At 50.0% G+C, this 24512-nt stretch carries 25 protein-coding genes and 1 CRISPR repeat array; of the genes, 20 read left to right on the forward strand and 5 right to left on the reverse strand.

Annotation, left to right across the window (positions count from 1 at the left end; translation table 11 throughout):
* Positions 1-229 precede the first annotated feature (229 nt).
* The 10 genes from JVX88_RS04915 to cas2e all read left to right on the forward strand — a co-directional run bounded on the left by JVX88_RS04915 (position 230) and on the right by cas2e (position 7263).
* The gene (locus JVX88_RS04915; protein ID WP_211626217.1) at positions 230-445 is read left to right on the forward strand and encodes a hypothetical protein; all 216 of its coding nucleotides are present in this window, start codon (positions 230-232) and stop codon (positions 443-445) included.
* Between the two features lie 28 nt (positions 446-473).
* On the forward strand, positions 474-1370 hold the full coding sequence (locus tag JVX88_RS04920) for a HEAT repeat domain-containing protein (protein ID WP_211626218.1): 897 nt from the start codon (positions 474-476) through the stop codon (positions 1368-1370).
* Positions 1371-1423: 53 nt separating this feature from the next.
* A complete protein-coding gene (locus JVX88_RS04925; protein ID WP_211626219.1) occupies positions 1424-2335 on the forward strand; it encodes a DinB family protein in 912 nt (303 codons plus the stop codon).
* Positions 2278-2859 (forward strand): type I-E CRISPR-associated protein Cse1/CasA, encoded by a 582-nt coding sequence (locus JVX88_RS04930; protein WP_211626220.1) that lies wholly within the window; start codon positions 2278-2280, stop codon positions 2857-2859. Before JVX88_RS04925 ends, JVX88_RS04930 begins: the two co-directional genes overlap by 58 nt.
* Complete coding sequence (gene casB / locus JVX88_RS04935; protein ID WP_211626221.1) at positions 2856-3410, forward strand: type I-E CRISPR-associated protein Cse2/CasB; 555 nt, start codon at positions 2856-2858, stop codon at positions 3408-3410. Before JVX88_RS04930 ends, casB begins: the two co-directional genes overlap by 4 nt.
* Positions 3407-4522, forward strand: a complete 1116-nt coding sequence (gene cas7e, locus JVX88_RS04940) for a type I-E CRISPR-associated protein Cas7/Cse4/CasC (protein WP_211626222.1) — start codon at positions 3407-3409, stop codon at positions 4520-4522. The genes casB and cas7e overlap by 4 nt, the downstream gene beginning before the upstream one ends.
* Positions 4523-4526: 4 nt before the next feature.
* Positions 4527-5231: a type I-E CRISPR-associated protein Cas5/CasD gene (gene cas5e / locus JVX88_RS04945; RefSeq protein ID WP_211626223.1), complete on the forward strand. Its 705-nt coding sequence runs from the start codon at positions 4527-4529 to the stop codon at positions 5229-5231.
* Complete coding sequence (cas6e, locus tag JVX88_RS04950; RefSeq protein ID WP_211626224.1) at positions 5215-5925, forward strand: type I-E CRISPR-associated protein Cas6/Cse3/CasE; 711 nt, start codon at positions 5215-5217, stop codon at positions 5923-5925. The genes cas5e and cas6e overlap by 17 nt, the downstream gene beginning before the upstream one ends.
* Before the next feature lie 76 nt (positions 5926-6001).
* A complete protein-coding gene (gene cas1e, locus JVX88_RS04955; protein WP_211626225.1) occupies positions 6002-6970 on the forward strand; it encodes a type I-E CRISPR-associated endonuclease Cas1e in 969 nt (322 codons plus the stop codon).
* The gene (gene cas2e / locus JVX88_RS04960; protein ID WP_211626226.1) at positions 6967-7263 is read left to right on the forward strand and encodes a type I-E CRISPR-associated endoribonuclease Cas2e; all 297 of its coding nucleotides are present in this window, start codon (positions 6967-6969) and stop codon (positions 7261-7263) included. Before cas1e ends, cas2e begins: the two co-directional genes overlap by 4 nt.
* 66 nt (positions 7264-7329) lie before the next feature.
* Positions 7330-11811: direct repeats of the CRISPR family, unit length 28 nt; unit sequence GATGTCTCCACGCATGTGGAGATGAACC.
* Between the two features lie 309 nt (positions 11812-12120).
* Here cas2e and JVX88_RS04965 read toward each other — a convergent pair.
* Both JVX88_RS04965 and JVX88_RS04970 read right to left on the reverse strand, forming a co-directional pair.
* Entirely contained in the window at positions 12121-12477 is a 357-nt protein-coding gene (locus JVX88_RS04965; protein WP_211626227.1) for a hypothetical protein, read from the reverse strand.
* A 92-nt stretch (positions 12478-12569) separates the two neighbouring features.
* Positions 12570-13586, reverse strand: a complete 1017-nt coding sequence (locus JVX88_RS04970; RefSeq protein ID WP_211626228.1) for a glycine betaine ABC transporter substrate-binding protein — start codon at positions 13584-13586, stop codon at positions 12570-12572.
* 91 nt (positions 13587-13677) lie between these two features.
* On the opposite strand from JVX88_RS04970, the gene JVX88_RS04975 reads away from it, so the two are divergent.
* Positions 13678-13872, forward strand: coding sequence for a hypothetical protein (locus JVX88_RS04975; RefSeq protein WP_211626229.1), 195 nt, complete (start codon positions 13678-13680; stop codon positions 13870-13872).
* A 119-nt stretch (positions 13873-13991) separates the two neighbouring features.
* Here JVX88_RS04975 and JVX88_RS04980 read toward each other — a convergent pair whose 3' ends face one another.
* The 3 genes from JVX88_RS04980 to JVX88_RS04990 form a co-directional block, all read right to left on the reverse strand.
* Positions 13992-14426 carry a cytochrome c oxidase assembly factor Coa1 family protein gene (locus JVX88_RS04980; protein ID WP_211626230.1) on the reverse strand — a complete coding sequence of 145 codons (435 nt, stop codon included), beginning with the start codon at positions 14424-14426 and terminating at the stop codon, positions 13992-13994.
* Positions 14427-14463: 37 nt separating this feature from the next.
* Positions 14464-14976 carry a hypothetical protein gene (locus JVX88_RS04985; protein ID WP_211626231.1) on the reverse strand — a complete coding sequence of 171 codons (513 nt, stop codon included), beginning with the start codon at positions 14974-14976 and terminating at the stop codon, positions 14464-14466.
* A 100-nt stretch (positions 14977-15076) separates the two neighbouring features.
* Positions 15077-15349 (reverse strand): hypothetical protein, encoded by a 273-nt coding sequence (locus JVX88_RS04990; protein ID WP_211626232.1) that lies wholly within the window; start codon positions 15347-15349, stop codon positions 15077-15079.
* A gap of 126 nt (positions 15350-15475) precedes the next feature.
* On the opposite strand from JVX88_RS04990, the gene JVX88_RS04995 reads away from it, so the two are divergent.
* From JVX88_RS04995 to JVX88_RS05035, 9 genes are all read left to right on the forward strand, one after another.
* Positions 15476-17752, forward strand: coding sequence for a winged helix-turn-helix domain-containing protein (locus tag JVX88_RS04995; protein WP_211626233.1), 2277 nt, complete (start codon positions 15476-15478; stop codon positions 17750-17752).
* A gap of 88 nt (positions 17753-17840) precedes the next feature.
* Positions 17841-18863 (forward strand): hypothetical protein, encoded by a 1023-nt coding sequence (locus JVX88_RS05000; protein ID WP_211626234.1) that lies wholly within the window; start codon positions 17841-17843, stop codon positions 18861-18863.
* A complete protein-coding gene (locus JVX88_RS05005; RefSeq protein WP_211626235.1) occupies positions 18836-19177 on the forward strand; it encodes a M24 family metallopeptidase in 342 nt (113 codons plus the stop codon). The genes JVX88_RS05000 and JVX88_RS05005 overlap by 28 nt, the downstream gene beginning before the upstream one ends.
* A gap of 87 nt (positions 19178-19264) precedes the next feature.
* Positions 19265-20458, forward strand: coding sequence for a gephyrin-like molybdotransferase Glp (glp, locus tag JVX88_RS05010; RefSeq protein WP_211626236.1), 1194 nt, complete (start codon positions 19265-19267; stop codon positions 20456-20458).
* 144 nt (positions 20459-20602) lie between these two features.
* Complete coding sequence (locus tag JVX88_RS05015; protein ID WP_211626237.1) at positions 20603-21391, forward strand: M50 family metallopeptidase; 789 nt, start codon at positions 20603-20605, stop codon at positions 21389-21391.
* 1 nt (position 21392) lies between these two features.
* Positions 21393-22154 carry a L,D-transpeptidase gene (locus JVX88_RS05020; RefSeq protein ID WP_211626238.1) on the forward strand — a complete coding sequence of 254 codons (762 nt, stop codon included), beginning with the start codon at positions 21393-21395 and terminating at the stop codon, positions 22152-22154.
* Positions 22151-22402, forward strand: coding sequence for a hypothetical protein (locus tag JVX88_RS05025; protein WP_211626239.1), 252 nt, complete (start codon positions 22151-22153; stop codon positions 22400-22402). The genes JVX88_RS05020 and JVX88_RS05025 overlap by 4 nt, the downstream gene beginning before the upstream one ends.
* Before the next feature lie 105 nt (positions 22403-22507).
* Positions 22508-23323 carry a hypothetical protein gene (locus JVX88_RS05030; protein ID WP_211626240.1) on the forward strand — a complete coding sequence of 272 codons (816 nt, stop codon included), beginning with the start codon at positions 22508-22510 and terminating at the stop codon, positions 23321-23323.
* Positions 23324-23385: 62 nt separating this feature from the next.
* Positions 23386-24393: a 50S ribosomal protein L11 methyltransferase gene (locus JVX88_RS05035; protein WP_211626241.1), complete on the forward strand. Its 1008-nt coding sequence runs from the start codon at positions 23386-23388 to the stop codon at positions 24391-24393.
* Positions 24394-24512: the final 119 nt, after the last annotated feature.

Consider the following 24512-nt stretch of genomic DNA (forward strand, 5'->3'; position numbering starts at 1 on the left):
GGTTGTTGTTGAAGCTCAACAGCATAGACTAAAATTTATAGCCAAACAGTTTCGCTGTCAAATTTTCTTGTTGATAACTACTAGGTGTGGTATCCTGAAAAAACCGTTAAGGTAGGAGTTTTATCACACGAAAGCTGTAATGATGAGAAAAATTCTAACGCGGACGGCACCGGAATGACATTTTCGTTTCGGCCCTGCTGTCCACCGCTACGGAAAGGAGGGTCACGAAATGGTCAACCGAAACTTCACATCTGCTCCTAAAGACATCGATAAGCTTCCTGATACACGTGCTGAACGTCTTATTCCTTCGGACACTGCACGAACAAAACATATTACGGCTGATGAAATAATAGCTTCACTGGCTGGTGCATATGAGAATGTAAGGGCCCGTCAGGTCGGTGAGTGGGAACGTTCTCAAAGAGCGTTTTTCGGCCGCAAAATATAAAACAATGAGGATACATCGAATAAGATGGATGCGATTCTTTTGTGATCCCATCCATCTTATTCTGTTCCTGTCGGTTTTCATTGCGTTTTGTGAATTAACAAATGGACAGGCATCAGATCGAGTTGATCAACTGAGTCGGGTGCTCAGGTCAGGTGATGATGAGACAAAACGGACAGCTCTTTTCGAACTTCGGAACATTGCCTCCCCCGAGGCTTCTCGTGCTGCACTCCCAGCATTAACAGACCGCAGCGAAATTGTGCGGGCAACTGCAGCCGGCAGTGTGATCTTCCTCGAGAACAGCGAAGGAGTAAATGCCTTACGTCCGCTTTTATCTGACAGAATGCCTTTTGTGCGCAGAGAGGCGGCATATGCTCTCGGTAAGATCGGGAATTGGTCCGCCACTGAGCCGTTAATAACTGCTCTAGATCGCGAACGTGATGCAGAGGTCCGGCTTGCCATCATCATCGCATTAGGCAACATCGGCGATATCGAATCGATGCCGATCCTAAACAATATTCTCCGCCAACGCCCACGTGAAGAGAACGAGATGATACGCCGTTCTGCTGCTCGCTCTCTTGGCCAGATAGCGATGCTGATCCGCACCGGGACTAGCTATACGGTCTCTCCTGAAAGCTTTCTGCCCGAAAAATTTAAATCGTTAGGCGACCCCACAGCTATTTTGGCAAATCGAATTGATTCTGATGCAGAGCCTACGATCCGTCTGTTGATACAAGTCCTCGATGATCGGAATGAATCGAATGACACGCGGCGTGAAGCGGCATTTGCACTGGGGGTATTTGGAAACGCGTTAGCGTTGCCAGCTCTCGAACGTTACATTAGTGATGCGGATCCCTATCTTGCAGAGATCGCTCGCGAAACCATAATAAAGATCCGGGCCGTCGAAAGACTACGAGTCAGAAACTGATCCTGATCCGTCCAAATCTTTGCATTCGCTCTACTTTTTGTTTTAATAGCAATATGCAAGCGGTAACGAGCGCCCAGATGGCTTCGGCAGATCTAGCTGAAGCATACCGTCGTGTTCGTGCCCGGACTGAAGAGCTTTGTGAGCCGCTTGAAATAGAAGATTACATTCCTCAGCCGATCGTTGACGTTTCGCCTCCGAAGTGGAATATTGCCCACACCACTTGGTTCTTCGAGGAGATGCTCTTAAAGAGATTTGCTCCCGGTTATCAGGTTTTTGATCCTAATTTCGGCTTTCTCTTTAATAGTTACTATAACTCTGTTGGTGAGCGCACCTCTCGCGACCATCGTGGGGATCTGAGCCGGCCCACAGTAAAGCGTGTTTTCGAATACCGCAAATATGTCGATCAAGCAATGCTCGATCTACTTAGCGGGAAAGATTCGAAAGCTTACCAACCTGAATTGACTGATGAGCCAACGCTCTCTCCGTCACAAAGAGAACTCTTTGATCTTGTTGTTCTCGGCCTAAATCATGAACAGCAGCATCAGGAACTTTTTCTTACAGATCTGAAATACACGTTCGCGCAAAATCCGCTTTTTCCTGTTTATAAAGCTGGATCCGAAATTCACGAAAGTGAGAGACCCAATGCAGGATTCATAAACGTCCCTGCTGGCATTTATGAAATCGGACATTCAGGTGACGGATTTTGCTTTGATAATGAACTCAGCAAACACAGGGTATTTATCAATGACTTTTCGATATCAAATCGATTGGTCACGAACAGCGAATTCCTCGAATTCATTGCTGACAATGGTTATAAAGATCATAGACTCTGGCACTCGGAAGGCTGGGATTGGATAAACCGTGATAGTGTTTCATCGCCGCTTTATTGGCATTTCCATGAAGGTGCATGGTCCCACTACACTCTCGGCGGGTTCGAAAAATTACCTCCCGCGGACAAGGGCTAATTGGCCGCGACAGGCTACCCGTTGATTTTTGTGGCCTGGCGGCTGACAAGGCAAAGCTGCTTTTCTGGAATCACGAGCGGTTCGACCTGCCTCTCGTCTTTCTTGAAAACGACGAGCTAGTGCATAAACTTGGGATCTGCCTCGACTTCTCCGAAGAGGTTGGCGCCGCACTCCGCTTTGGTGTCAAGACTTTGGCTGATGCGCTTGAGACGCAGCGTGAAACGTTCTCGACCGAAGCAAATTACTGGTCGTGGATGGAGGTGCGGTTTCATCGCTTGCTCGGGGAACTTCCGGTAAAGGGTGATGAGGAGATGATAGCGTGGTTTCGCGATACCCAGCGAATTGCGTTAGATGCATTTAACCAGACCGTTATGAGCCTGAGCGGTTCGGCCGCGGAAAACAAGGCCGCGGTTGCGGCCGAGAACGCGATGCGCTCTTCGATCAACAAAGCGATCAAATCAAACGCAACCCTTTGGGCACCTTATCTGCCCGAGAAATTTTATGCAACAGGAGGTAATCAATGACAGACACATCAACACAAACAGCCGAGCAAAGATCTGAAAGCGGTTTGATCGGATATCTGCGCGGGCTTGCACAAAAACAAGATCGAGCCGCTCTGGCACATCTTCGCCGCGGCCTTGGCCGCCCGCCCGGCGATGCGATGGAGATGTATCCATACATCGGTCGCTACGCCGGCGAGGAAAAAGGCCGCGCAAACGAACGTGCAGTATTCCTCACCTCGGCTCTTTTTGCCTATTACCCCGATGCCTCGCAGAACGCTGGCGATCTGGGCAGTTCGGTAAAGCAGATCGCAGAAAAATCGGACAGCATTGAGCGCCGCTTTGTAGCGCTGCTCGATGCAGATGCCGAGGACCTGCATTACTACCTGCGGCAGATGATCGGCTTGCTAAAGGCTAACTCGGTTCCCGTCAACTGGGAACAGCTTTTCAGGGATATACGAAATTGGTCGCACGACGACCGATTCGTTCAGCGCAAATGGGCACGCTCATTCTGGGGCAGCAAGGAAACCAAAGAAGGAAACAATTCAGAAACTACAGGAGGAGAACAACAATGATCTTAGAACTACACCTTATACAGAATTTCGCACCGTCAAACCTTAACCGCAGCGATACGGGCTCGCCAAAGGACTGCACCTTCGGCGGTGTCCGCCGCGCACGCATCTCGAGCCAATGCTTTAAGAGAGCAATGCGGACTTACTTTCGCGATAAGTTCGAAAAGCCTGGAAATCTCGCCGAGCGTTCTACCCGACTAATCGAGAACATCGCCCAGCGTCTTGTTGCAAAGGGGCGAGATGCGGAGCCATCCCGTAAGGTGGCTCTTGAGGCACTTACCTCCGTAGGCCTCAAAGCGTCTAGAAAAGATGCCTCGAAAACAGAATACCTGCTCTTTATGGGCAGAGATGAATTGGATCGCATAGCCGCGACGTGCGAAGAGCACTTTGATGAACTTGCAAGTGACAAGCCCTCAGACGACACAAAAAAGGCGGTCAAAAAGGCATTGATGGATCTTATGAACGAAGGCAAGGCGGCGGACCTCGGCCTATTTGGTCGAATGCTCGCAGATCTTCCTGAGCGCAATCGCGATGCTGCATCTCAGGTCGCTCATGCCATCTCCACCCACAAGGTCGGCCTTGAGTTCGATTTCTTCACGGCGGTTGACGACCTGCGGCCCGAAGATACTGCGGGCAGTGATCACCTTGGTACGATCGAGTTCAATTCCGCGTGTTTTTATCGGTATGCGAACGTCAATATCGACAAACTCCGCGAGAATCTGCAAAAGGACGAAGAGCTCACGAAAGCCACTATCGACGCATACATACGCGCGGCGGTCGAAGCTCTGCCGACCGGCAAGCAAACCACGTTTGCCACGCACGAAAAGCCGTCGCTTGTCTATGCCGTTGTTCGCGACACGGGAATGATGTCGTTGGCAAATGCTTTTGAAAAGCCGGTTTACTCGCCCAATGGCGGCCTGGTTGATGAATCGATCAAAGCTCTTGCCGAGCATTACGGCAAGATAACTGGCGTTTATGGCGATAACGCGAAGTCCCGCGTTTTCATCACCACCGGCGATGCTGACACGGCGGCCGCCTTGGGCGACAACGCCGGCACGTTCGATGCACTTCTCGACCAGACAATATCAGCGATCTTTAACGGCAAGGAGGCGTGAAGCTATGGCACACATACTCTTTATGCGTCTGGCTGGGCCGATGCAGTCGTGGGGCACTATGTCCCGTTTCACGCGTCGCGATACAGGCAAGGAGCCGTCAAAATCCGGCGTCATCGGTCTGATCTGCGCGGCGATGGGAATCGACCGCGAAGATGATCATAACGACGGCCTGAGAAAACTTGTCGATGCTCGACTCGGTATTCGTGTGCTACGTCAGGGCGATATGAAAAGCGATTACCACACGGCGAGCAACATAGCCAAGGCCGAGAAGGGCACCAAGGACACAGAGCTTTCGACGCGGTTCTATCTCTCCGATGCGGATTTCATAGCGGCTTTGGAATCTGATGACCAACGCCTTCTCGAACGCGTCCACGATGCGCTGAAACAACCCAAATGGCAGCTCTTCCTCGGCCGCAAGGCATTTGTGCCTTCGCTACCCGTCTATTTTGCTGATGACGCGGCGATCATCGACAGCTCTAAAGGCCTGAAAGAAGAGCTGGCAAATGACGAACTTCTTTCGCGGCTCGGCATCAGCTACGACAAAAAGCGTCAGGATGATCCGCAGCGGCTCGTGATCGAGGACCCGCAGGGCAGCGAGGTTCGCTCTGACGTTCCGCTTTCATTCGCTGAGCGTCGCTTTACAATTCGCCGCGTAGCAACTTCGTTCGTCGATATTAAAGGAGGTGATAATAATGGAACTATATCTTAGCCGTCTCTATTTGAATCATCGTTCGCGAGCGGTAATGAAGGATGTTAGCGATCCGCGGATGCTTCACAGAACAATTTCCGGTTGTTTTCCGGCGATCGAAGGACAGGAGGATCGTCCGCAGCACGAGCGTGAAACGCCGCGAAGTGCTTTCAACATACTTCACCGACTCGAGCGCCGACGTGATGGCTTCGTGCTTTACGTTCAGTCAACCGCACAGCCCGATTGGTCGCTGCTTACGCCCGGCTATGCCAACCGCATCGACCTAAAGCCGATCAACGGAGCTTACTCGAACATCGCCAACGGCACACGCCTGGTGTTTCGGCTCGCGGCAAACCCCACGAAGCGTGCCGGGAAAAAGGACGAAGGCCAGGAGAAATTCCGCGACGAGAAACGCCGTCGTATCGATATCCGCGACGACGAGGGCCGCATTCGCTGGCTCGAGCGGAAGGGTGCCGATTGCGGTTTTTCGCTCTGCCGCGTCACTGCTCGAAACGATGTTGCCGCGGTCGATGCAATACCGCGGCCTGCCGTGCGCTTTAGGCACGACACAGGCCGCGTAACGCTCGGTTCGGCCATTTTCGATGGCGTGCTTGAGGTTACAGATGCCGACGCATTTCGATCCGCACTTGCTAAAGGCATCGGCACGGGCAAAGCATACGGCTTTGGACTTATCTCTGTTGCACCGGCACGATAGTTCAACGTTTTGCCATCGCCAAATGGCGTCGGTTGCAGGCGGGTCACTATGGCCCGCCTATTTTTGTCGAGGAAATATGAAACTAAAGGATCTTGCGACTTTGCCCAAAGTGCGTGATAGCTACAGCTATCTTTACGTCGAACACTGCCGTATCGAACAAGACGCCAAATCAATTGCCTTCTACGATCTCGATGGAAAGACGAGCGTTCCCGCGGCAAATCTTTCGCTACTGATGATCGGTCCTGGCGCCGCGATCACGCACGAGGCCGTCAAATCGCTTGCCGATAACGGCTGCCTGATAATGTGGTCGGGCGAAGGAGCGGTTCGTTTTTATGCGATGGGCCTGGGCGAAACGCGCGGCAGCCGACGTCTGCTGCGACAGGCATATCTGAGTTCTCTGCCGTCGCTCAGACTCGGCGTCGTCAGGCGGATGTATGAGATGCGCTTTGCCGAAGAGCTCTCAGATGATCTCACGCTCGAACAGATACGCGGCCGCGAGGGCGTCCGCGTCCGCACCGCATATTCTCAGGCATCGGCTGAGACCGGTGTTCCTTGGCATGGACGCTCTTACAACAAAGGCTCTTGGTTTGACGCCGATCCGGTCAATCGGGCCTTGTCCGCCGCCAATAGCTGCCTGTACGGCATCTGCCATGCGGCGATTGTCTCCGCCGGCTATTCGCCCGCACTCGGCTTTATCCACACGGGCCGGATGCTTTCGTTCGTTTACGATATTGCCGATCTCTACAAAGCCGATATCACAATACCGCTTGCGTTTGAGATCGTCCGCGAATCCGAAGAGGAGATCGAGCGGCGCGTCCGCTACAACCTGCGCGATATGTTTCACGAAACTCGGCTACTCTCACGTATCATTCCCGATATCGAGCACGCACTGGATATCCGCACCGATGATGCCGAGGTCGAGTTCGATCTGGACGATTTTGCCTTGGGAGGCCTCTGGGATGGCGGCGACCGCTCCGTCCCCGGCGGTGTGAATTATGCTGAAGAATTTCCAGAGGCCGAAAATGAGGAGGAGAACCAGTTATGATAGTGCTGCTGCTGGAAAAAGTGCCGCCTTCGCTTCGCGGCGAGATAACCCGCTGGATGGTAGAACTCAAAACCGGCGTCTTCGCCGGTCATCTTTCTGCCCTGGTACGCGATAAATTGTGGGACCATATCTGCTCAAAGACCCGCGGCGGCGGCGCTATGATGCTCTACAACGCCGCGAACGAACAGGGCTACGACATCCGTACCCACGGCGAAACCTCCAGAAAGATCCGCTCTTTTGACGGCCTTCTGCTAGCAACCGTGCCCAAAAAAGATAAAAAAGAACCGCCGTAAGAATTCGTAACATCGCCGCCGAGACTTAGCTTGCAAAAATCTCCTGAAACATAGTATTTTCCAAGTGATGTCTCCACGCATGTGGAGATGAACCACAGGTCGCTGATTTTCTTACCACCGAGCTTGAGATGTCTCCACGCATGTGGAGATGAACCGATATCGCTCCGATGTCTATAAATGAATTCGTGGATGTCTCCACGCATGTGGAGATGAACCTAATGGAAGACCTGATCGACCGGATCAAAACCGGATGTCTCCACGCATGTGGAGATGAACCAATAGTAGGGGATAGATACTGAAACCCTCTAGCGATGTCTCCACGCATGTGGAGATGAACCGTTAGCAAGTCCGAACTGAAAAAATTGGGCTACGATGTCTCCACGCATGTGGAGATGAACCTCACCCCGGATCAATGCCGCCACCGCTCGAATCGATGTCTCCACGCATGTGGAGATGAACCGACAACACGATCTTCGGATTCAACCCGCTTTTGGATGTCTCCACGCATGTGGAGATGAACCTTTTCATCGACGAACTGAAATCACTGCTAACGGGATGTCTCCACGCATGTGGAGATGAACCTGTGCATACTGCTGTTAGTTGCCAGCTTCCCTCCGATGTCTCCACGCATGTGGAGATGAACCTTCGTCGAGTCCGTCGTAGGTGTGCCAGAACGCGATGTCTCCACGCATGTGGAGATGAACCGCTTTTATAGCTTATGCTCGTACCCTGGGTTTAGATGTCTCCACGCATGTGGAGATGAACCGTCGGTAAAACGGCACGAGTAGCTTGCGTATGCGATGTCTCCACGCATGTGGAGATGAACCTTCTGCAACGTTAAATTTGCCAGCACTTCGCAAGATGTCTCCACGCATGTGGAGATGAACCGAAACATAACCCCCGTTACCACGCTCAACGTCAGATGTCTCCACGCATGTGGAGATGAACCGTCGGCGACAAAATTTGACGCTGTAGTTTGAAAGATGTCTCCACGCATGTGGAGATGAACCGAATAGCCGCCGAACACGCGAACACGCCGCAGGGATGTCTCCACGCATGTGGAGATGAACCTACACTACCGTTATCTGGAGCCAACCAAAAAAAGATGTCTCCACGCATGTGGAGATGAACCGTTTAATTCTTCAAGAGAAGAAGCGGTATATAAGATGTCTCCACGCATGTGGAGATGAACCGCACCACGCACTATCAGGGAACTTTATGACACAGATGTCTCCACGCATGTGGAGATGAACCGCGATAGCCCGCCAACAGTTGCGACCTGGCACTGATGTCTCCACGCATGTGGAGATGAACCTTTCCATAGTTTCACGCCAGTTAATCCTCTCATGATGTCTCCACGCATGTGGAGATGAACCGACCCGACCGAATTCCAGCGTCTTTTGCTTCTTGATGTCTCCACGCATGTGGAGATGAACCGCGTCACCGTCAACCTGCCGTCGTTCCGAAAACGATGTCTCCACGCATGTGGAGATGAACCGCTAAAGACTGTGCTCACATCAATGCAGCAGGAGATGTCTCCACGCATGTGGAGATGAACCGAGGGTCAGTGGGAGGATCGGTCTATTCGCGATGATGTCTCCACGCATGTGGAGATGAACCGCGAAAGCAATTTTTTCTCACGTGGCTTACGTGGATGTCTCCACGCATGTGGAGATGAACCAGTGATTGCCGATAGGCAAGCACTCGTAGAGTTGATGTCTCCACGCATGTGGAGATGAACCACTGGTGTTCCTACTATCGCGGCCATCGATATAGATGTCTCCACGCATGTGGAGATGAACCTGATCTTGGTTCGCGAAACGTTGCGAAAGGAAGATGTCTCCACGCATGTGGAGATGAACCGCAACACGTCGAAGCTGAACAGATCGCGGCTCTGATGTCTCCACGCATGTGGAGATGAACCGTTCCGCGGCGAAGAGATCTAAACACTCAAACAGATGTCTCCACGCATGTGGAGATGAACCGTCAGGGATCAGATACAAGCGACGACGTCGAATGATGTCTCCACGCATGTGGAGATGAACCTAGACAACAAACTATCGATGCGGAACTTGCTAGGATGTCTCCACGCATGTGGAGATGAACCAGGCCTTGAGGCGCGCCAGGCGTTGTTCGTTGGGATGTCTCCACGCATGTGGAGATGAACCGGCCGTCTTTCGCTTTGCAGAGCTCCGCGCGGCGATGTCTCCACGCATGTGGAGATGAACCGATGACAGGCATCACGACCGATCAGGGGACGACGATGTCTCCACGCATGTGGAGATGAACCGCGACGTGAGACTTTTTGATTTAAAGGCAAAGCGATGTCTCCACGCATGTGGAGATGAACCGTCCTTACGGCAGTACCTTGCAGAGTGGATGCAGATGTCTCCACGCATGTGGAGATGAACCGATTTTTGGGAGGCGAAACTAATGCAAATCATCGATGTCTCCACGCATGTGGAGATGAACCTTCTGCGTTTCACGAAACGGCGGCAACCCCTTGGATGTCTCCACGCATGTGGAGATGAACCTGGCCGAAATCGTCCGCGAAGATCGCAAAGAAGGATGTCTCCACGCATGTGGAGATGAACCGTTGTTGAAAGAGGCCCTCTTTGGCGACGAGGAGATGTCTCCACGCATGTGGAGATGAACCGGTGGTGAGTAGGTTGTACATAGGAGGAGAAGCGATGTCTCCACGCATGTGGAGATGAACCGATCGAGTCCAGGAATTCTTTTGCCTCGGACTTGATGTCTCCACGCATGTGGAGATGAACCGCAACGTCGTGGATTCGTCGCGGTAACCTGCATGATGTCTCCACGCATGTGGAGATGAACCTCGACCGACGACACAGAACGCAGAGACGCGGCGATGTCTCCACGCATGTGGAGATGAACCAGCTGCCTAGACATTCGAACATTCGATTCCAGCGATGTCTCCACGCATGTGGAGATGAACCGGGCGTCTGGCGTCATTATGACATCGGACCACCGATGTCTCCACGCATGTGGAGATGAACCGCCTTCAAGACAAATTACGCCTCGGGTTCTGTGGATGTCTCCACGCATGTGGAGATGAACCACGAGCGGTTGCATCGGTCTGTAACTAGGTCTGGATGTCTCCACGCATGTGGAGATGAACCGTTCTACCGCATTCGACAGCCTACGAATGTGGTGATGTCTCCACGCATGTGGAGATGAACCCTTGCAGTGAACCTCCCTAAACGGTGGTCATATGATGTCTCCACGCATGTGGAGATGAACCCGTGCCGGTCTGGTGATAACCTGTAGATGTTAGGATGTCTCCACGCATGTGGAGATGAACCACGTAACTCGGCTATACGCTTGATCTCAAACGAGATGTCTCCACGCATGTGGAGATGAACCATATCAGATACCCGCCAACGCCAGCCGCGATTAGATGTCTCCACGCATGTGGAGATGAACCACTGAGATCCGATGTCAACAAGAATCTTAAGGCGATGTCTCCACGCATGTGGAGATGAACCTCCAGATTTCCTTTTATTCGCACTTTCCCAATTGATGTCTCCACGCATGTGGAGATGAACCACTAGTGATGGGCGGCGGTTACGGGTTAATGGTGATGTCTCCACGCATGTGGAGATGAACCCACCCGAGCGGCGCCCGCCGCACTGATACAGGTGATGTCTCCACGCATGTGGAGATGAACCTTTGTTGATTCGTTGAATCACAGGCGCCGCCGCGATGTCTCCACGCATGTGGAGATGAACCGCCGGATGTTTTCGAACTTAATCTACTGACTACGATGTCTCCACGCATGTGGAGATGAACCGCCGAAGCGGAAGCCGCTTCGATGACCTCATCTGATGTCTCCACGCATGTGGAGATGAACCGCCGAACGTGATCAACAGAATTGTCGCCAATCTGATGTCTCCACGCATGTGGAGATGAACCGTTCAGCCGGTAGCTCAATTTTTTGTCGTTGTTTCGATGTCTCCACGCATGTGGAGATGAACCGTTAAATGGTCGCTTATTTGCTCACATAATTGGGATGTCTCCACGCATGTGGAGATGAACCTAAGAGGAGCACATATGCAGACAGAGCACACCAGATGTCTCCACGCATGTGGAGATGAACCGCTTCGCCCGATTAACTCTTGGCAAGCGTTACGGATGTCTCCACGCATGTGGAGATGAACCGGAACTCGGCGAATGCTTTAGGTTCCGCGTCTGGATGTCTCCACGCATGTGGAGATGAACCTTGTTCTTCCAATCGATTAACTAGATTACCGGAGATGTCTCCACGCATGTGGAGATGAACCTATAGGTACAGCTCTAAAGAATTATCAGGTTAAGATGTCTCCACGCATGTGGAGATGAACCTGTCGGAAGTAGCGGTATTTAACATAATTCTAAGATGTCTCCACGCATGTGGAGATGAACCACTCGCGCCGTTTCCGGCTGGAATATACGAAGTGATGTCTCCACGCATGTGGAGATGAACCTCGATTTTGACCGAGTCATCTCTGTCTAGGGTTGATGTCTCCACGCATGTGGAGATGAACCCGTCTGGCGAATGTCGAACCAATCTTCGAAACGGATATCTCCACGTATGTGGAGATAAGAATTAGAGTGACTAGATGACTAACCGAGATGAAGATGGCAAGCCAAAGAGTAGTTTAGGTCAGGGATATTTGCCTGCTGAGGGTGAAGATCTGTACAAATTATCAAAATAAATGCGCCACCAAACGATGATCGTTATCATAATAGGAAACTCTGTGTGTCTTTTCATATCAAAACCCACAGAGTTCCACCTAAATACAAAGAGCGGGTGATCTGATCGCTGGTGTTTCTTGATATTTAACCTGAGAATATTTACGCCGGTTCCTGAGCGTGGATAAGACGGCGTGTTTGATCGCCAAAGAGCACGTCTATCTTCTGCGGTTCGAGAACGGCAGTAACCTCACCGTGGCCAAATTTATCATGCATCATTGCCTGCCCCTTTCTGTATTTCTTAAAACGATCATAGGGCGCGGCTGTCTTGCCTTTGCCAACGGAGACGCTTGTTTTTACACCACGATTGAAAGTGCTTACACCCTCACATTCGCTGCAGATAGCTTTTGATATTTTTCCAAGCTTAGTAACAGTTTCGATAGTATGGGGACGCTCATCATCACACCCCGAACACATCATCGTTATCGAATCACCAACCGCATATTTTTCTGCTTTCATAATTTGCTAAATAAAGTCCCCACCAAGGTCGGGCAGTCCTCTACAGGCTTTTATTATAGCGCAGAATGGCGGGATCTTGTTGCAAACACGCGTTACGGAAATGTTCGCCGAATGAAGTCCGCCGCAACGTCTTTTGGGGTTTGTTTGTCTCCATCCACTTTTAAGTTCATTCCCCGCATTTCGTCTGTTGAAATGCTGTTGCCAAGTCGATCTAAGATCGGTTGAAGTGTAGCCTCAACCTCTTTTCTTACAACAAATACGGCCTGGTATGGCGGGAAATAGCGACGGTCGTCCTCAAGCTGAAAAAGATCAAGTGCGGAAATAAGGCCGTCAGTTGAATTACCGGCGATCATATCAAGCTCACCGGACGCCAGAGCACGGTATGTTAGCGCTAGGTCCATTTCGCGAGGCTGTTTTGCAAAACGAAAGCCATAGGTTCCTGCAAAACCCGCGTATCCATCGGCTCGCGACATAAAATCTTGCCCAAATCCGGCCTGCCAATCTCTCGAAATGGGAACCGCATCTGAAATAGTATTCAAGTTAAGTGATCTCGCAACGTTGCCGCGTACCAAGATCGCAAAATCGTTTGCAAATCCAAGAGGTGCGCTCAATGTAAGTCCAAAACGGCTTTCATATTCGGACTTCGTCTCATCGTAAACCGCGATAGGCTCCGTTTTCGGAGTTTTCTTAAGGATAGCAGTATATGCAGTTCCGGTGTACTCGGGATAAACATCGATCTGCTTTGCTATCAGAGCCTCATGCACAAGATTTCCACCTAACTCAAACTGCCTAATAATCTCAAGTCCCTGTTTTTCAAGCATTTGGGATAATATTTCCGCCAAAATGATCGATTCCGAAAAGTCCTTTGAGCCAACAACGATCTTTCGCCCTCCAGTGGGCAATTCGATCTGATCCTTGTTTTCCAAGTTAGAGGCTTTGGACTTAAATCCCGGAATAAAGCCAAGAAATACGATACCGATTAGCGTGATTCCGACGACAGGTCCAAGAATTCTTCCTGCAAAGTTACCTTTTCGCTTTGAAACGGAGAAAGCCCGTTCGATCTGCCCAAGACCGTAATCACAAAGTAATGCCAGCAAAGCAGATGCCAAGGCTCCTGCGATCAAAAGGTTATTATCATTTTGCCTAAGGCCACGAAATATGTAGGTTCCTAAGCCGCCGGCGCCAATAGCGGCCGCAACAGTGGCAACCCCAACAGAGATAACTACGCAGATCACCATCGAGAAAGATAAGTTTGTAACCGCCTGTTCCCGGACACTCTGCGCGGTAGAAAACGCCGTTCTCGGCATCGGGCTTGAGTTTTTTACAGGTTTTACCGGACAGATCGGTATAGACGCTTTTGATCTTCGTCGTTTGCGTCAAACCCTCAGCCGATAAGAGCGTGGACATGACCGCCACCATCAATATGCGTTTCATATATTTCTTTATCCGGCATTCGCCTTGGTCAATAAGCTTGGTTACGAACATCATTAGTTGGATCATTCTTAATACTGAAATTAGTTGCACGGGTATTGTCCGTTATAGATCTCCCGGCTTTCGGAGTTAGTTTTCAAGCTCATCTGGAAATTTGAGCCGAGACGGCCGCGGAACGAACTGACATATAAAGTGCCTGAGGCATTGGGCCCAAAAACACTGGTTTGAAAATACGCCGACCTTTCGCTGTTATTTCTTCTACTTGAACTGAGAAACGCGAAAAAGCCAGGCTCAATCGGTTCGCCGAGAATGCTCTTTACCTGCCTGTCATTTTTTATTTGCGAGATCGCACATTTGTATTCATCCGTGTACTTCACTGAATACAAAAAGACACCGGCAAGCACTGCAAAAAATGCTGCGGTCGTTACGGCAGTGCAACCAATAACAATAGCTGCGATGACAAATGGCCGCTTGCCGTATCCGTTTAACTTTCGACCTGTCAATGGTTGCTCGATCATCTTCTGTGAATTTCCGTATCCGGAATAAAATATTATGCTATCGGGTCTTCACACCCGCGATCACCACCTGGTCAGTGCCGGGAACAAATTTAACGTCCACAATATTGCCCGGCTGAAACGATGGAAGATGCACGACCGAGATCGTTTGTCTTATTTGTGCCGTGAACGCCGGAGCATTATAAGGGCGGACTTCCATCGAAATATCGATCAAAGGATTTTCGTTGATCCGCGTACCGGTATCTTTAAGTGCAAGTATTCGGGCCTCAGCAGCCTGTCCGTGCTCGAGTATCCGGGATTGCTCACGCATACCGGAAAACAGCGGGATCAAGATAGACCCGATCATCAGAAGAATGCCAATTAACGGTATGAGCACAGCGGCTCCGATCCCCACGATCAAAACTATCGGGAGAAGATCTTGATCTGCAGCGAGTATTTCGTCGATCTTTTCACCGAAGAGCAAGGATGATATTAAGCCGCCAAACAACATCACGATCATCGTGCCAATGACCAGGAAAAGACCGCTTATGAACATAAATCTGTTCTTCTTCATAACTTTCTTATCTCCGTTTCTCCGTTGAAACGGTTACCGATCCCGACACTGACCCCAGAATTTTGAGGTTCAATTGTGAGCACCTCGCCGCAGCCTGGACCTAGGCGGAGAGCATGGACTCCAAGATCGACTCCAGGCAAAAATATAAATGTCGCTCTTCCGTGATTCGCACATGAAGGTCACCGCTAGACACTCTTTTGCTCAACTGCAGGGGATCTGTTCCGCTTATGGCAGATAACCCCTCAAAGGACAGCCATTCAACCCTTTTCAGGCAGACCTTGCAAACAGATTCAGGTGTGTTTTGCCGGGAACTCAATTCGACGATGATGCGCTCACGGATTTTTTTCTGATAAAAAGTTTCTTTTCGTTCCATGTCTTTTGCGTTAAACTTCCATCGGATCACTTTTTTCGATACTTCCAAACTGGATAATCTGTCCTAAAGGAATGTAAAGTCTTTTTCCTTTTTCAAAGATTTCTCAAAGATTTCTCATTCTCTTTAATGAGCAATAACGACAACAACTTACGACGATTCGACCGTTATGCGATCGACCTGGAAAGAAAGATCCTCTGGGCCGACGGGGTGATCGTAGATCTGCCCGTTAAGTCGGTTGAATTGCTTTGTGTGCTTGTCGAAAGAGCCGGGAATGTAGTTACTAAAAACGAACTACTCGATCAGGTTTGGCAAGATGCTTTCGTTGAAGAAGGAGTGCTGCCGCAGAATGTATATCTTCTGAGGAAAACCTTCAAGCAATACGGTTCTACAGAGAACCTGATACAGACTGTTCCCAGACGCGGATATCGTTTCACGGGAGAGTGGACGGAATCGTACCCAAGAGGAACCCTAACTATCGAGCGGGAATTTATAGAGCAGAGTTTTGAGAAGCAAACGCAGATATCGGAATCCGAGTTTGAATTGATCGCAAATGAGCTAGATGTGTCCGAGCATTTGTCAGTCGCATCAGAAAGACCGAATGCCCCCAGTGGCTTGACGCGCACCAATCAACGTCTTTTATATTTTGCGCTGCTCTCTGTTCCTGTCGCTCTGCTGGTTGCTGTGGCTGTACTTTTTATCAGTTTTCAACCGTCGGAATCGTTTTTGATCCAGTCGCAAGGTTTCGGCGATCTTAAATACGAAAGGATCACCGCCTCGGGGCGAGCTTTCATGGCCGGTCTATCGCCGGACGACCAAAACGTTGCTTATGTCGTTCACACGCCGGACGATAAATACGGTCTTTTCCTACATCATCTGCCAACGGGAAGCGAAACCGTTATCCTGGAACCACAGGAACTACATCTTTTTAGTATCCAGTTCTCGGCGGATGGCAACTACATTTATTACAGTGGACAGAATGGGACAAAACGGAATTCCGTTTACCGAATCCCTCTTTACGGAGGTTCACCGCAGTTGGTAACGGATCAACTGGCTCATTGCTTCTCGTTATCGCCCGACGGCGAATGGCTTGCATTATATAGACGCGTTCCTGATACCGAAACGCATCATTTGGATATTTGCCGGTCGAGTGATTGCAGTGAACGCAGAACCGTAGCTTCACGCAGCAACGGATCGGGGTTTATTATCTGGGGGGCTTCGCCATCCTGGTTTCCTGATGGCTCCAAACTTCTCGCAGCGGCTTTTACAAAAGACCCGAACAATGGGCGTGCAAAACGCAATCTGATCGAGATAGACCTTATAACAGGTAAGCAGGACGATATTTCCTCCCCAGATTGGTTTGGCATACACCAGGCGTATTGGACAAAAGGTGGGTCAGAGATCATTCTTTCGGTCAGGGAAAACGCCGGAGAACCGGTTCAAATATGGACTCTTAAGTATCCGTCCGGTAAGGCTCAGCGTATTACAAACGACGCCAATGATTATAGGGAATTTCGTCCTGCCTCAGATCTTAGCTTCATACTTACCGCAACCTGGACAAGATCCGATAATCTCTTTCTCATCCCGGCGGATGACTCTCAAAATGCAATTCAATTGACGTTTGATGTTGGTGCTTCGAATGGAGCTTCGGGAATAAAATGGACCCCGGACGGTCACGAGATCATCTACACTAAGACCAGTAGGCACGGGATAGGAAATCTTTGGCGGCTTGCCCCCCAAACGATGAAAGACTCCCAGATAACGTTCGATAAATCTGCGGCTCAAAACTCGATCGATGTGTCGCCAGACGGAAGATCCGTCGTTTTTGGATCAAATCGTACCGGGAGGTCTCACATCTGGCAAATAGATCTGGATGGAAAAAACTTAAGGCAGATAACGAATGGCGGCGGCGAAGGCGACCCCGCATTCTCACCCGATGGTAAATGGCTCTATTACGGCGGCAACGGTTTGTGGAAAATGCCCGTCGAGGGCGGCGATCCGGTCCGCGTTCTTGAACATACGCCCCGATTTCCGAACATTTCCCCAACTGACCCGACGAGATTTGTAGCTCATTTCTACGACCAAAAAGAAACGGAAGGCCAGCCCTACAAGATCGGATTATTTACAGAAACCGACCCGACGCAGCCAAAGATCTTACCATTTACAAGAAGTCCTTTTGACTGGAAACGCGACGGCAGCGGTATCTATTATGGGCATAATGGCGAGACTTTCGGTAACATCTGGTTCATCCCGATCGACGGAAAAAATCCCTTCCAAATCACTAAGTTTACAGATCAAGTTATATCCAACTTTAGTCTTTCGCCGGATGGTAAGACCTTCGCTGTGTCAAGAGGCTCTATTGTGGGTAATATTATTAAGATCCAACTCCGAAATGCGGATCGCTAGCTGGCTCAGTTTTGTCTGGTCGCAGTGAATATGCCTCTGGTTACTGACCAGTTCTATAAATCTATATCTAGTTACGATCTATATTCATATGTCTAAGCGCCTATTATTGATCTCGATATTTTTGGTGTCCTCTTGGCAATGCATACTTTATGGCCAGAATTTTACCGAACTTCAGATGCCGAAGATGCTTACGCAGCGGGAGCAGATGGAGGTGAGAGAGCGCTGGTTGATGGTGCGGTTAGGGTCGAAGCTGCTGCCGATGATGAAGCGGCACGGCGTCGAGATGTGGATAGTTGTAAATGAAGAATTCAATAGCGATCCGGTCACGCCATACATTACGCCGCCGATACCGATAGTCGGCCGACGGGATATTTTTATCTTCATCGACAAAGGCGAACGGATCGAGCGTATAGCGATGGTCCGTTATGACGAAGAACGCCTGAGAAAACATTATCGATTCGTAATGCCCGCCCGCGATAAATTTGGCGAGGAGCTCAGAAAGATCGTGGATGAAAACAAGCCTAAGACGATCGCCTTGAACATTGGCGGGAGCCGCGGCCAACAAAGCGGCCTTTCACACGATTCATACAAGTTCCTTGCCGAATCACTTGGAGCGGAGAACGAGAAGAAATTCGTTTCGGCGGCAGATCTGTTAACCGAATTTTTCGACACCCGCATTCCGGATGAACTTGAACATTATCGCAATGCCGTTACAGTTACCGATGTTCTCACACGACGAGCCTTTTCGAACGAGGTCATCACACCCGGCAAAACGACAGTTGGCGATATACGCTTCTGGCTGATGGAACAAGTGAACAAGCTTGGCCTTACGGTCTGGTTCCAGCCCGATCTGCGGATCCAGCGGCAACGTGCGGTGACCGAGACCACTGGCCCATTTCTTTCGACCGCGAAAGAATCAGAGGTAATTCAACGCGGCGATCTGATCCACGTAGATTTTGGGCTTGATTACATGGGGCTTTCAACTGATTGGCAGAAGCATGCTTACGTTCTGAAAGAAGGCGAGAAAGATGCCCCCGAAGGGCTAAAGGCCGCATTGAAAAATACTATCGGCTGCAGGACATTTTGTTTTCTGTTGCTCGGGCCGGAATGACCGGAACTGAGGTCTATGAACAAACCATGGCCGAGGCAAAAAAGCAAGGCATTGAAGCGATGATATATTCGCATCCGATCGGCACCCACGGCCATGGTCTCGGCCCCTCGATCGATTTTCGGGGCAATATCGGTGGCGGCGGAAACAAGATACTGCCGGGATCATATATGTCTATCGAGTTGAACACCTCAACCACAGTTCCCGAATGGAACGGGCAGAAGGTTACAATGATGGCCGAAGACGATGCATATATGACCGAAAGCGGCTACAAATGGTTCCGCCCGCGGCAAACTGGGCTTTATTTGATCAGATAGATGCACAGATGACGAGCTAAAGCCCCGGAGAATACCCCGAAACCGGCTATCGCCTTTGCGGTTTTATTTGCTCCGAAAAAACTCACTATGATCCCGGTCAAGAAAGCCCTTTCGATCATCGAAAAGAGAACAAAGCCTCTTGGGATGGAGTCCGTGCCTTTGAACGAGTCGGTCGGGCGTGTATTGGCGGAGGATATTGTTGCTGACCAAGACCTGCCGCCGTTCGACCGTTCGCAGATGGACGGCTATGCCGTCAAGGCGGCTGATACTGCGAATGTACCGGTCACGCTGAAACTTGTAGGCGAATCAGCCGCGGGTCGCGGCTGGACCGGAAGATTGAGAAAAGGTGAGGCCGTCCGCATAATGACCGGTGCGCCCGTTCCAGCCGGAGCCGACGCCGTTCAAAAACTAGAAGTTGCGAACGAGTCAGACGGCTACCTCCTTCTTTCAGAACCAACCGAAAAGGGCCGATTCATCGTAAAACGCGCTGCCGAGGTGAAAAAGGGTTCGATCGTATTGAGCAAAGGGGAACGGATCACGTCAAATTCTTTAGCGATCCCGGCTGCGTTTGGTTATTCGACAGTAAAGGTAACAAAAATGCCGCGTATTGCGATATTTTCCACAGGTTCTGAGATCGTCGAAATTCATAAAAAGCCAAAAGCAGATCAAATACGAAATTCAAATTGTGTAATGCTTGGCTCTCTCACCCGAGAAGTTGGTGGGGATGTTAATATTTGGCCGATCGTCGGGGACAATATCTCCGATCTCAGATCTCAGATCACGCTTGCCGCCACATCAGCAGACGTCTTGATAATGACTGGCGGTGTCTCCGTGGGAAAATATGACCTTACAAAAGCCGCATTGCGTGAGCTCGGTGCTGAATTCTATTTCGACAGGGTGAGATTGAAGCCCGGAAAACCAACAGTGTTCGCTCGTTTGGGTAAAACCATTGTATTCGGCTTGCCGGGGAATCCTGTATCGGCGGCAGTTACGTTTCATCTATTTGTCAGGAAGTGTGTGTTGTTGATGCAGTCGGCTAATGTATGCGACCTCTCAAGCGGATATGCCGTGCTGGACGATCCGGTGAAAGGAACTAAGGAACGAGATTCCTATCTACCTGCCATAATAGCTACTAATCCGAGCGGACACTTGATCGCATCGCCGATCAGATGGCACGGCTCATCTGATCTTGTCGGATTCTCTCGCGCCGATGCTCTGATCTTTGTTCCGAAAGATGTTTCTTGTGCTGCCGGGGATCGCGTTGAAGTAAGATTTCTCTGATCAGGCAGATCAGGTCGATCAGTAAAGCGCCTGTCAGTAACCTGAACCTATTTTTAGAACGCCAAAAAGCTTCATCCTAAAGGAACTTTCAGGTAAACTATTTCGTAAATTGATAAACTTACTCTTAAGACGAGGGAGAATACTATGAGATACAGAGTCGCACGCGAAGCAGAACCGGCTTTAACATTGCTGATCGTCGCAACGATCGTAAGCATTGGACTTTGGATCCTCTCATGGTATCTCCCATTTTTGGCATATCTTACTTATCCATTGCGGATATTCACCACATTTGTTCACGAGGGCGGACACGCTCTTGCAACGGTTTTTACAGGAAATTCAGTACAAAGCCTATCCGTTTCGCCGGATGGAAGCGGAGAGGTATATTCTCTTGGCAGCGGCTGGCTCTCATCCCTTATGATCGCTAGCGCCGGCTATCTTGGCACTACTGCGTTCGGGGCCGGGCTTTTAGCATGGATGCGCTTTGACCGGTCATCTCGGGTCGCGTTACTTTTCTCCGCGGGATTTGTCGCAGTGATGACCATCGTATTCGGCCTTATCTCGCCATTATTTAACCTATTCACTACCTCGACCGTCGGGGGATTCCTCTTCACCATCTTTTCAGGTGCCTTGCTTGCAGCGGGATTGGCCGCGATCGCCAAATTTGCAAATGATAAATGGGCCAACTTCGCTGTAGCATTTCTAGCAGTTCAATGTTTGTTGAACGCTGTGTTCGATCTGGTCAATGTTTTCTTTATATCAACAATGACCTCTGCACATTCGGACGCTGCAAATATGGCGGCGGCAACAGGCATACCGGGTTTTGTTTGGGTGATCGTATGGATGTTTATCTCGATAGCGATGATCTCTATCGGCCTGAGGATCTACGCCGTTAGCAAACGGAACACTTCAGCAGATTCGCTATTTGAGGATTAGAATGCGCCATTTCTTTGTGTTGCTGCTAACCTTGGCCGCTACAGCAGGCGGATATTCGCAGATAAAGACCGAAACCGAATTGCAGAAGCCTCCGCCCTTCGCTGAGGCTCTTCAGATAGTCGTAATAACACCACCCGATTGGAATTCCACTAAAGCCCCCGGAGCGATGTTCGAACGTGCATCGCTAAAATCAGTATGGAAACGAAAAGGTAGCGATTTTGAGGTCGTGCTTGGACGCAACGGCTCGGCTTGGGCCATTGGATCCGCACCTGGATCTATTAAGGAATTCAAGAAGGAGGGAGATGGACGAAGTCCCGCCGGAATATTCCCGTTGCGTTCAGCCTTTGGCTTTGCCGCGAAACCTGAATCTCTAACCTATCCATATCTCCGAATAGAGGAAAGCACTGAGTGTGTTGACGACCCGGATTCGTCGCATTACAACAAGATCGTTGACCGCTTTAAGGCAGGGAACTTTGATTGGAAAACGAGCGAGAAGATGCGCGAGTTTGTCCCCGAATACGAACTTGGGATTTTCGTTGGATATAATTCATTTCCGGTTCGTCGCAGCGACGGCTCGTGTATTTTTCTGCATATCTGGAAAGATGTGGCAACCCCGACGAGTGGCTGTATTGCGATGGCCCGATCGGATCTGGAACAAATAGTTACCTGGATCGATTCAAAAAGAACCCCTTACCTGGTGCATCTCCCGATCGATGCATATAACGCATTTGGAGAAGGATACCGTCTTCCCAAACTGAAATGACCCTGGGCGATTTGCATCTTGGTTCGCGTCTTTTGTATCGCTCAAAAAAAGATTGGCGTACAGCGGTAGTTTCGCGGATCGCCGAAGATGGGATCACGATATCCGTAGCATCGCCAACCGGATATAATTACCGAGTAAAACGCCCTACGGACGATCGTCTTGAGTTTCACGGAGCGATGCCCTTACTGGTGTCGGACTTCGGCGATCTTTGGCAAGAGAATTTTTCAAGTTATGACAAAAGATGGTAGCCGCCGGGGTTTGCCACTTACTTTTGTTACTGTTGCTCTACTTTTCCACAGGACTAAAAATTGTAAATATATCCTTCTGGAAGTATTCACTTTTCCGGAATAAAGATGCGTTATCGAAAGAAACCCACCGAACAGATGTTTGTTCGCTCACACGGTGTTACTATGCGGGTCCGCTCAAATTCGCAAGAAGCATTCGGACTCGCCACGCCTTTGATCGAAGCAAGTCTTCCGGGCTGTGAGATCACAATGGCAGCTCGGCCTTTTGACCACGACTTTGTTTACATTTGGAACAAGGTTCCCTTTGACGCTGTTTACAAGAACGGTGAAAAAATAGACGCTCGTCGCAGCCGTGAAACTGCGCCGATACTGCTAGCCGCACAGCTTAGGCTTTGTGTTGCCGAACACTCTCCTGATTTCACCTTTGTTCATGCGGGAGTAGTTGCGGTCAATGGCAAGGCGATCTTGCTTCCAGCAAAAAGCTTTCACGGAAAGACCACGCTAACGGCTGAGCTCGTCCGTCGCGGGGCAAAATATTACTCCGATGAGTTTGCCGTGATCGACAAACGCGGTCGCATTCACCCTTTCCCAAAAGACCTTTCTATGCGCGGGATAATTGATGATCTCCAACAGGTTGAGATCCCCGTTGAGGAGATCGGCGGCAAGGCCGGAAAACGTCCGGTTACGGCCGGTCTGATAATATTTACTGAATACGTAGAAAATGAGAAATGGGCCCCAAAGAAATTAACTCCGGGACAGGCATTACTGGAACTAGTGAACCATACTATCCCAATTCGGGCGAATGCCGCCTCAGCAATAAAAACTCTTTCCCTGGTAGTTCAAAATGCTATTTGTATAAGCTCAAAGCGTGGAAACGCTTCGGAAACCGTAGATCGCATACTTGAAATTAGACAAACTGTATAAATAAGACCAAAATCTTGCTATCAAACGAAAGCGTCAAAACAACTCAGCATTCGGCTAACTTTATGAAGAACAAATCTTCTGTCTTAAATGAGCATTTGGCAAGGTCACTTCCGGGAATCCTGAAATACCACGAAACGATGCTTGCCGACGGCGTCCGAAATAGCCTTCTTGCCAGATCGATATTTGATGCCATCCGTCCTGGCTCAAGCTTTCTCGATGTTGGGGCGGGGACCGGAATTTGGGCCGTTCTCGCAGCAAAATTGGGAGCTAAGCGAGTTGTCGCAATTGAGTCCGAAGAAGCTCTCATACCTTTGATCCATTCAACTGCAATTGAAAACTCCGTATCAGAACGAATAGAGATAATTCATGGCCGTTCAACTGACGTAAAGATCCGCGAGCGTTTTGATGTCATCGTCAGCGAACTTTTTGGCAACGACGCCTTGGGATTCTCGACGATCGAGGCAATGATGGATGTTCGCGACAGATTCCTGAAAAAAGACGGCGTATTTCTTCCGCAGAAACTTTCTCTCTTCGCCGTGCCCGCTCGCATCAAGACACAAGAGCTTGGACTTGAAGGGAAACACGCAATTTCGGTTCGATCTTTTTCAGATCTGAAGAGAAATTTTGCTTCACCGATTCCCATCAACGACCGCGCAAACCTCGAATTGCTCGCGGAACCCGCCCTCCTATCAGAAGTCGATTTTCTCAATGTTAAGGAGCCTCCTTCAAAAGAAAACTTAATAGTAAAATGGCAGATGAAACGAATTGATCGCGTTAACGCAATTGTCGTTTTCAATCGTTCTACGTTCGGCCCTCGCCGAGTCCTTGATGGTTTAACCTCACAAAGTTGGGGCGTTACCAGGTATGACCTAGTTCCTTTCGCAAAACGCAGCGGCGAGTTGTATTTCCGGGCAACATTCGACCGAGAACGAGGAACATGGACGGCCGGCGTTTCCGATTCTCCGGAATGCCGCCCGCAGACCTATGGACCGGTATTTGCCATAAGTCGCGTGCAATTCGGCCTTTCGGCAACGCCGCACCGTAAGGTTAAGCCCAAGAAGCCTTCATAGACATACAATCCCATATATGGCGATAAAATTGCCCGGCCCATATCCGCAGGGCTATAATAAAAGTTTGTTCTTGATGTCTGTACGTTGTTTATGCAGCCTGCCCGAAAGAGTGAAGATAC

The sequence above is a fragment of the Leptolyngbya sp. 7M genome (assembly GCF_018128485.1).

Bases quoted from the DNA above. Each gene is read 5' to 3' on its own strand.
- JVX88_RS04915 (WP_211626217.1), top strand. From the start codon at position 230: ATGGTCAACCGAAACTTCACATCTGCTCCTAAAGACATCGATAAGCTT.
- JVX88_RS04920 (WP_211626218.1), top strand. From the start codon at position 474: ATGCGATTCTTTTGTGATCCCATCCATCTTATTCTGTTCCTGTCGGTT.
- JVX88_RS04925 (WP_211626219.1), top strand. From the start codon at position 1,424: ATGCAAGCGGTAACGAGCGCCCAGATGGCTTCGGCAGATCTAGCTGAA.
- JVX88_RS04930 (WP_211626220.1), top strand. From the start codon at position 2,278: ATGGTCCCACTACACTCTCGGCGGGTTCGAAAAATTACCTCCCGCGGA.
- casB (WP_211626221.1), top strand. From the start codon at position 2,856: ATGACAGACACATCAACACAAACAGCCGAGCAAAGATCTGAAAGCGGT.
- cas7e (WP_211626222.1), top strand. From the start codon at position 3,407: ATGATCTTAGAACTACACCTTATACAGAATTTCGCACCGTCAAACCTT.
- cas5e (WP_211626223.1), top strand. From the start codon at position 4,527: ATGGCACACATACTCTTTATGCGTCTGGCTGGGCCGATGCAGTCGTGG.
- cas6e (WP_211626224.1), top strand. From the start codon at position 5,215: ATGGAACTATATCTTAGCCGTCTCTATTTGAATCATCGTTCGCGAGCG.
- cas1e (WP_211626225.1), top strand. From the start codon at position 6,002: ATGAAACTAAAGGATCTTGCGACTTTGCCCAAAGTGCGTGATAGCTAC.
- cas2e (WP_211626226.1), top strand. From the start codon at position 6,967: ATGATAGTGCTGCTGCTGGAAAAAGTGCCGCCTTCGCTTCGCGGCGAG.
- JVX88_RS04965 (WP_211626227.1), bottom strand. From the start codon at position 12,477: ATGAAAGCAGAAAAATATGCGGTTGGTGATTCGATAACGATGATGTGT.
- JVX88_RS04980 (WP_211626230.1), bottom strand. From the start codon at position 14,426: ATGATCGAGCAACCATTGACAGGTCGAAAGTTAAACGGATACGGCAAG.
- JVX88_RS04985 (WP_211626231.1), bottom strand. From the start codon at position 14,976: ATGAAGAAGAACAGATTTATGTTCATAAGCGGTCTTTTCCTGGTCATT.
- JVX88_RS04990 (WP_211626232.1), bottom strand. From the start codon at position 15,349: ATGGAACGAAAAGAAACTTTTTATCAGAAAAAAATCCGTGAGCGCATC.
- JVX88_RS04995 (WP_211626233.1), top strand. From the start codon at position 15,476: ATGAGCAATAACGACAACAACTTACGACGATTCGACCGTTATGCGATC.
- JVX88_RS05000 (WP_211626234.1), top strand. From the start codon at position 17,841: ATGTCTAAGCGCCTATTATTGATCTCGATATTTTTGGTGTCCTCTTGG.
- glp (WP_211626236.1), top strand. From the start codon at position 19,265: ATGATCCCGGTCAAGAAAGCCCTTTCGATCATCGAAAAGAGAACAAAG.
- JVX88_RS05015 (WP_211626237.1), top strand. From the start codon at position 20,603: ATGAGATACAGAGTCGCACGCGAAGCAGAACCGGCTTTAACATTGCTG.
- JVX88_RS05020 (WP_211626238.1), top strand. From the start codon at position 21,393: ATGCGCCATTTCTTTGTGTTGCTGCTAACCTTGGCCGCTACAGCAGGC.
- JVX88_RS05025 (WP_211626239.1), top strand. From the start codon at position 22,151: ATGACCCTGGGCGATTTGCATCTTGGTTCGCGTCTTTTGTATCGCTCA.
- JVX88_RS05030 (WP_211626240.1), top strand. From the start codon at position 22,508: ATGCGTTATCGAAAGAAACCCACCGAACAGATGTTTGTTCGCTCACAC.
- JVX88_RS05035 (WP_211626241.1), top strand. From the start codon at position 23,386: ATGAAGAACAAATCTTCTGTCTTAAATGAGCATTTGGCAAGGTCACTT.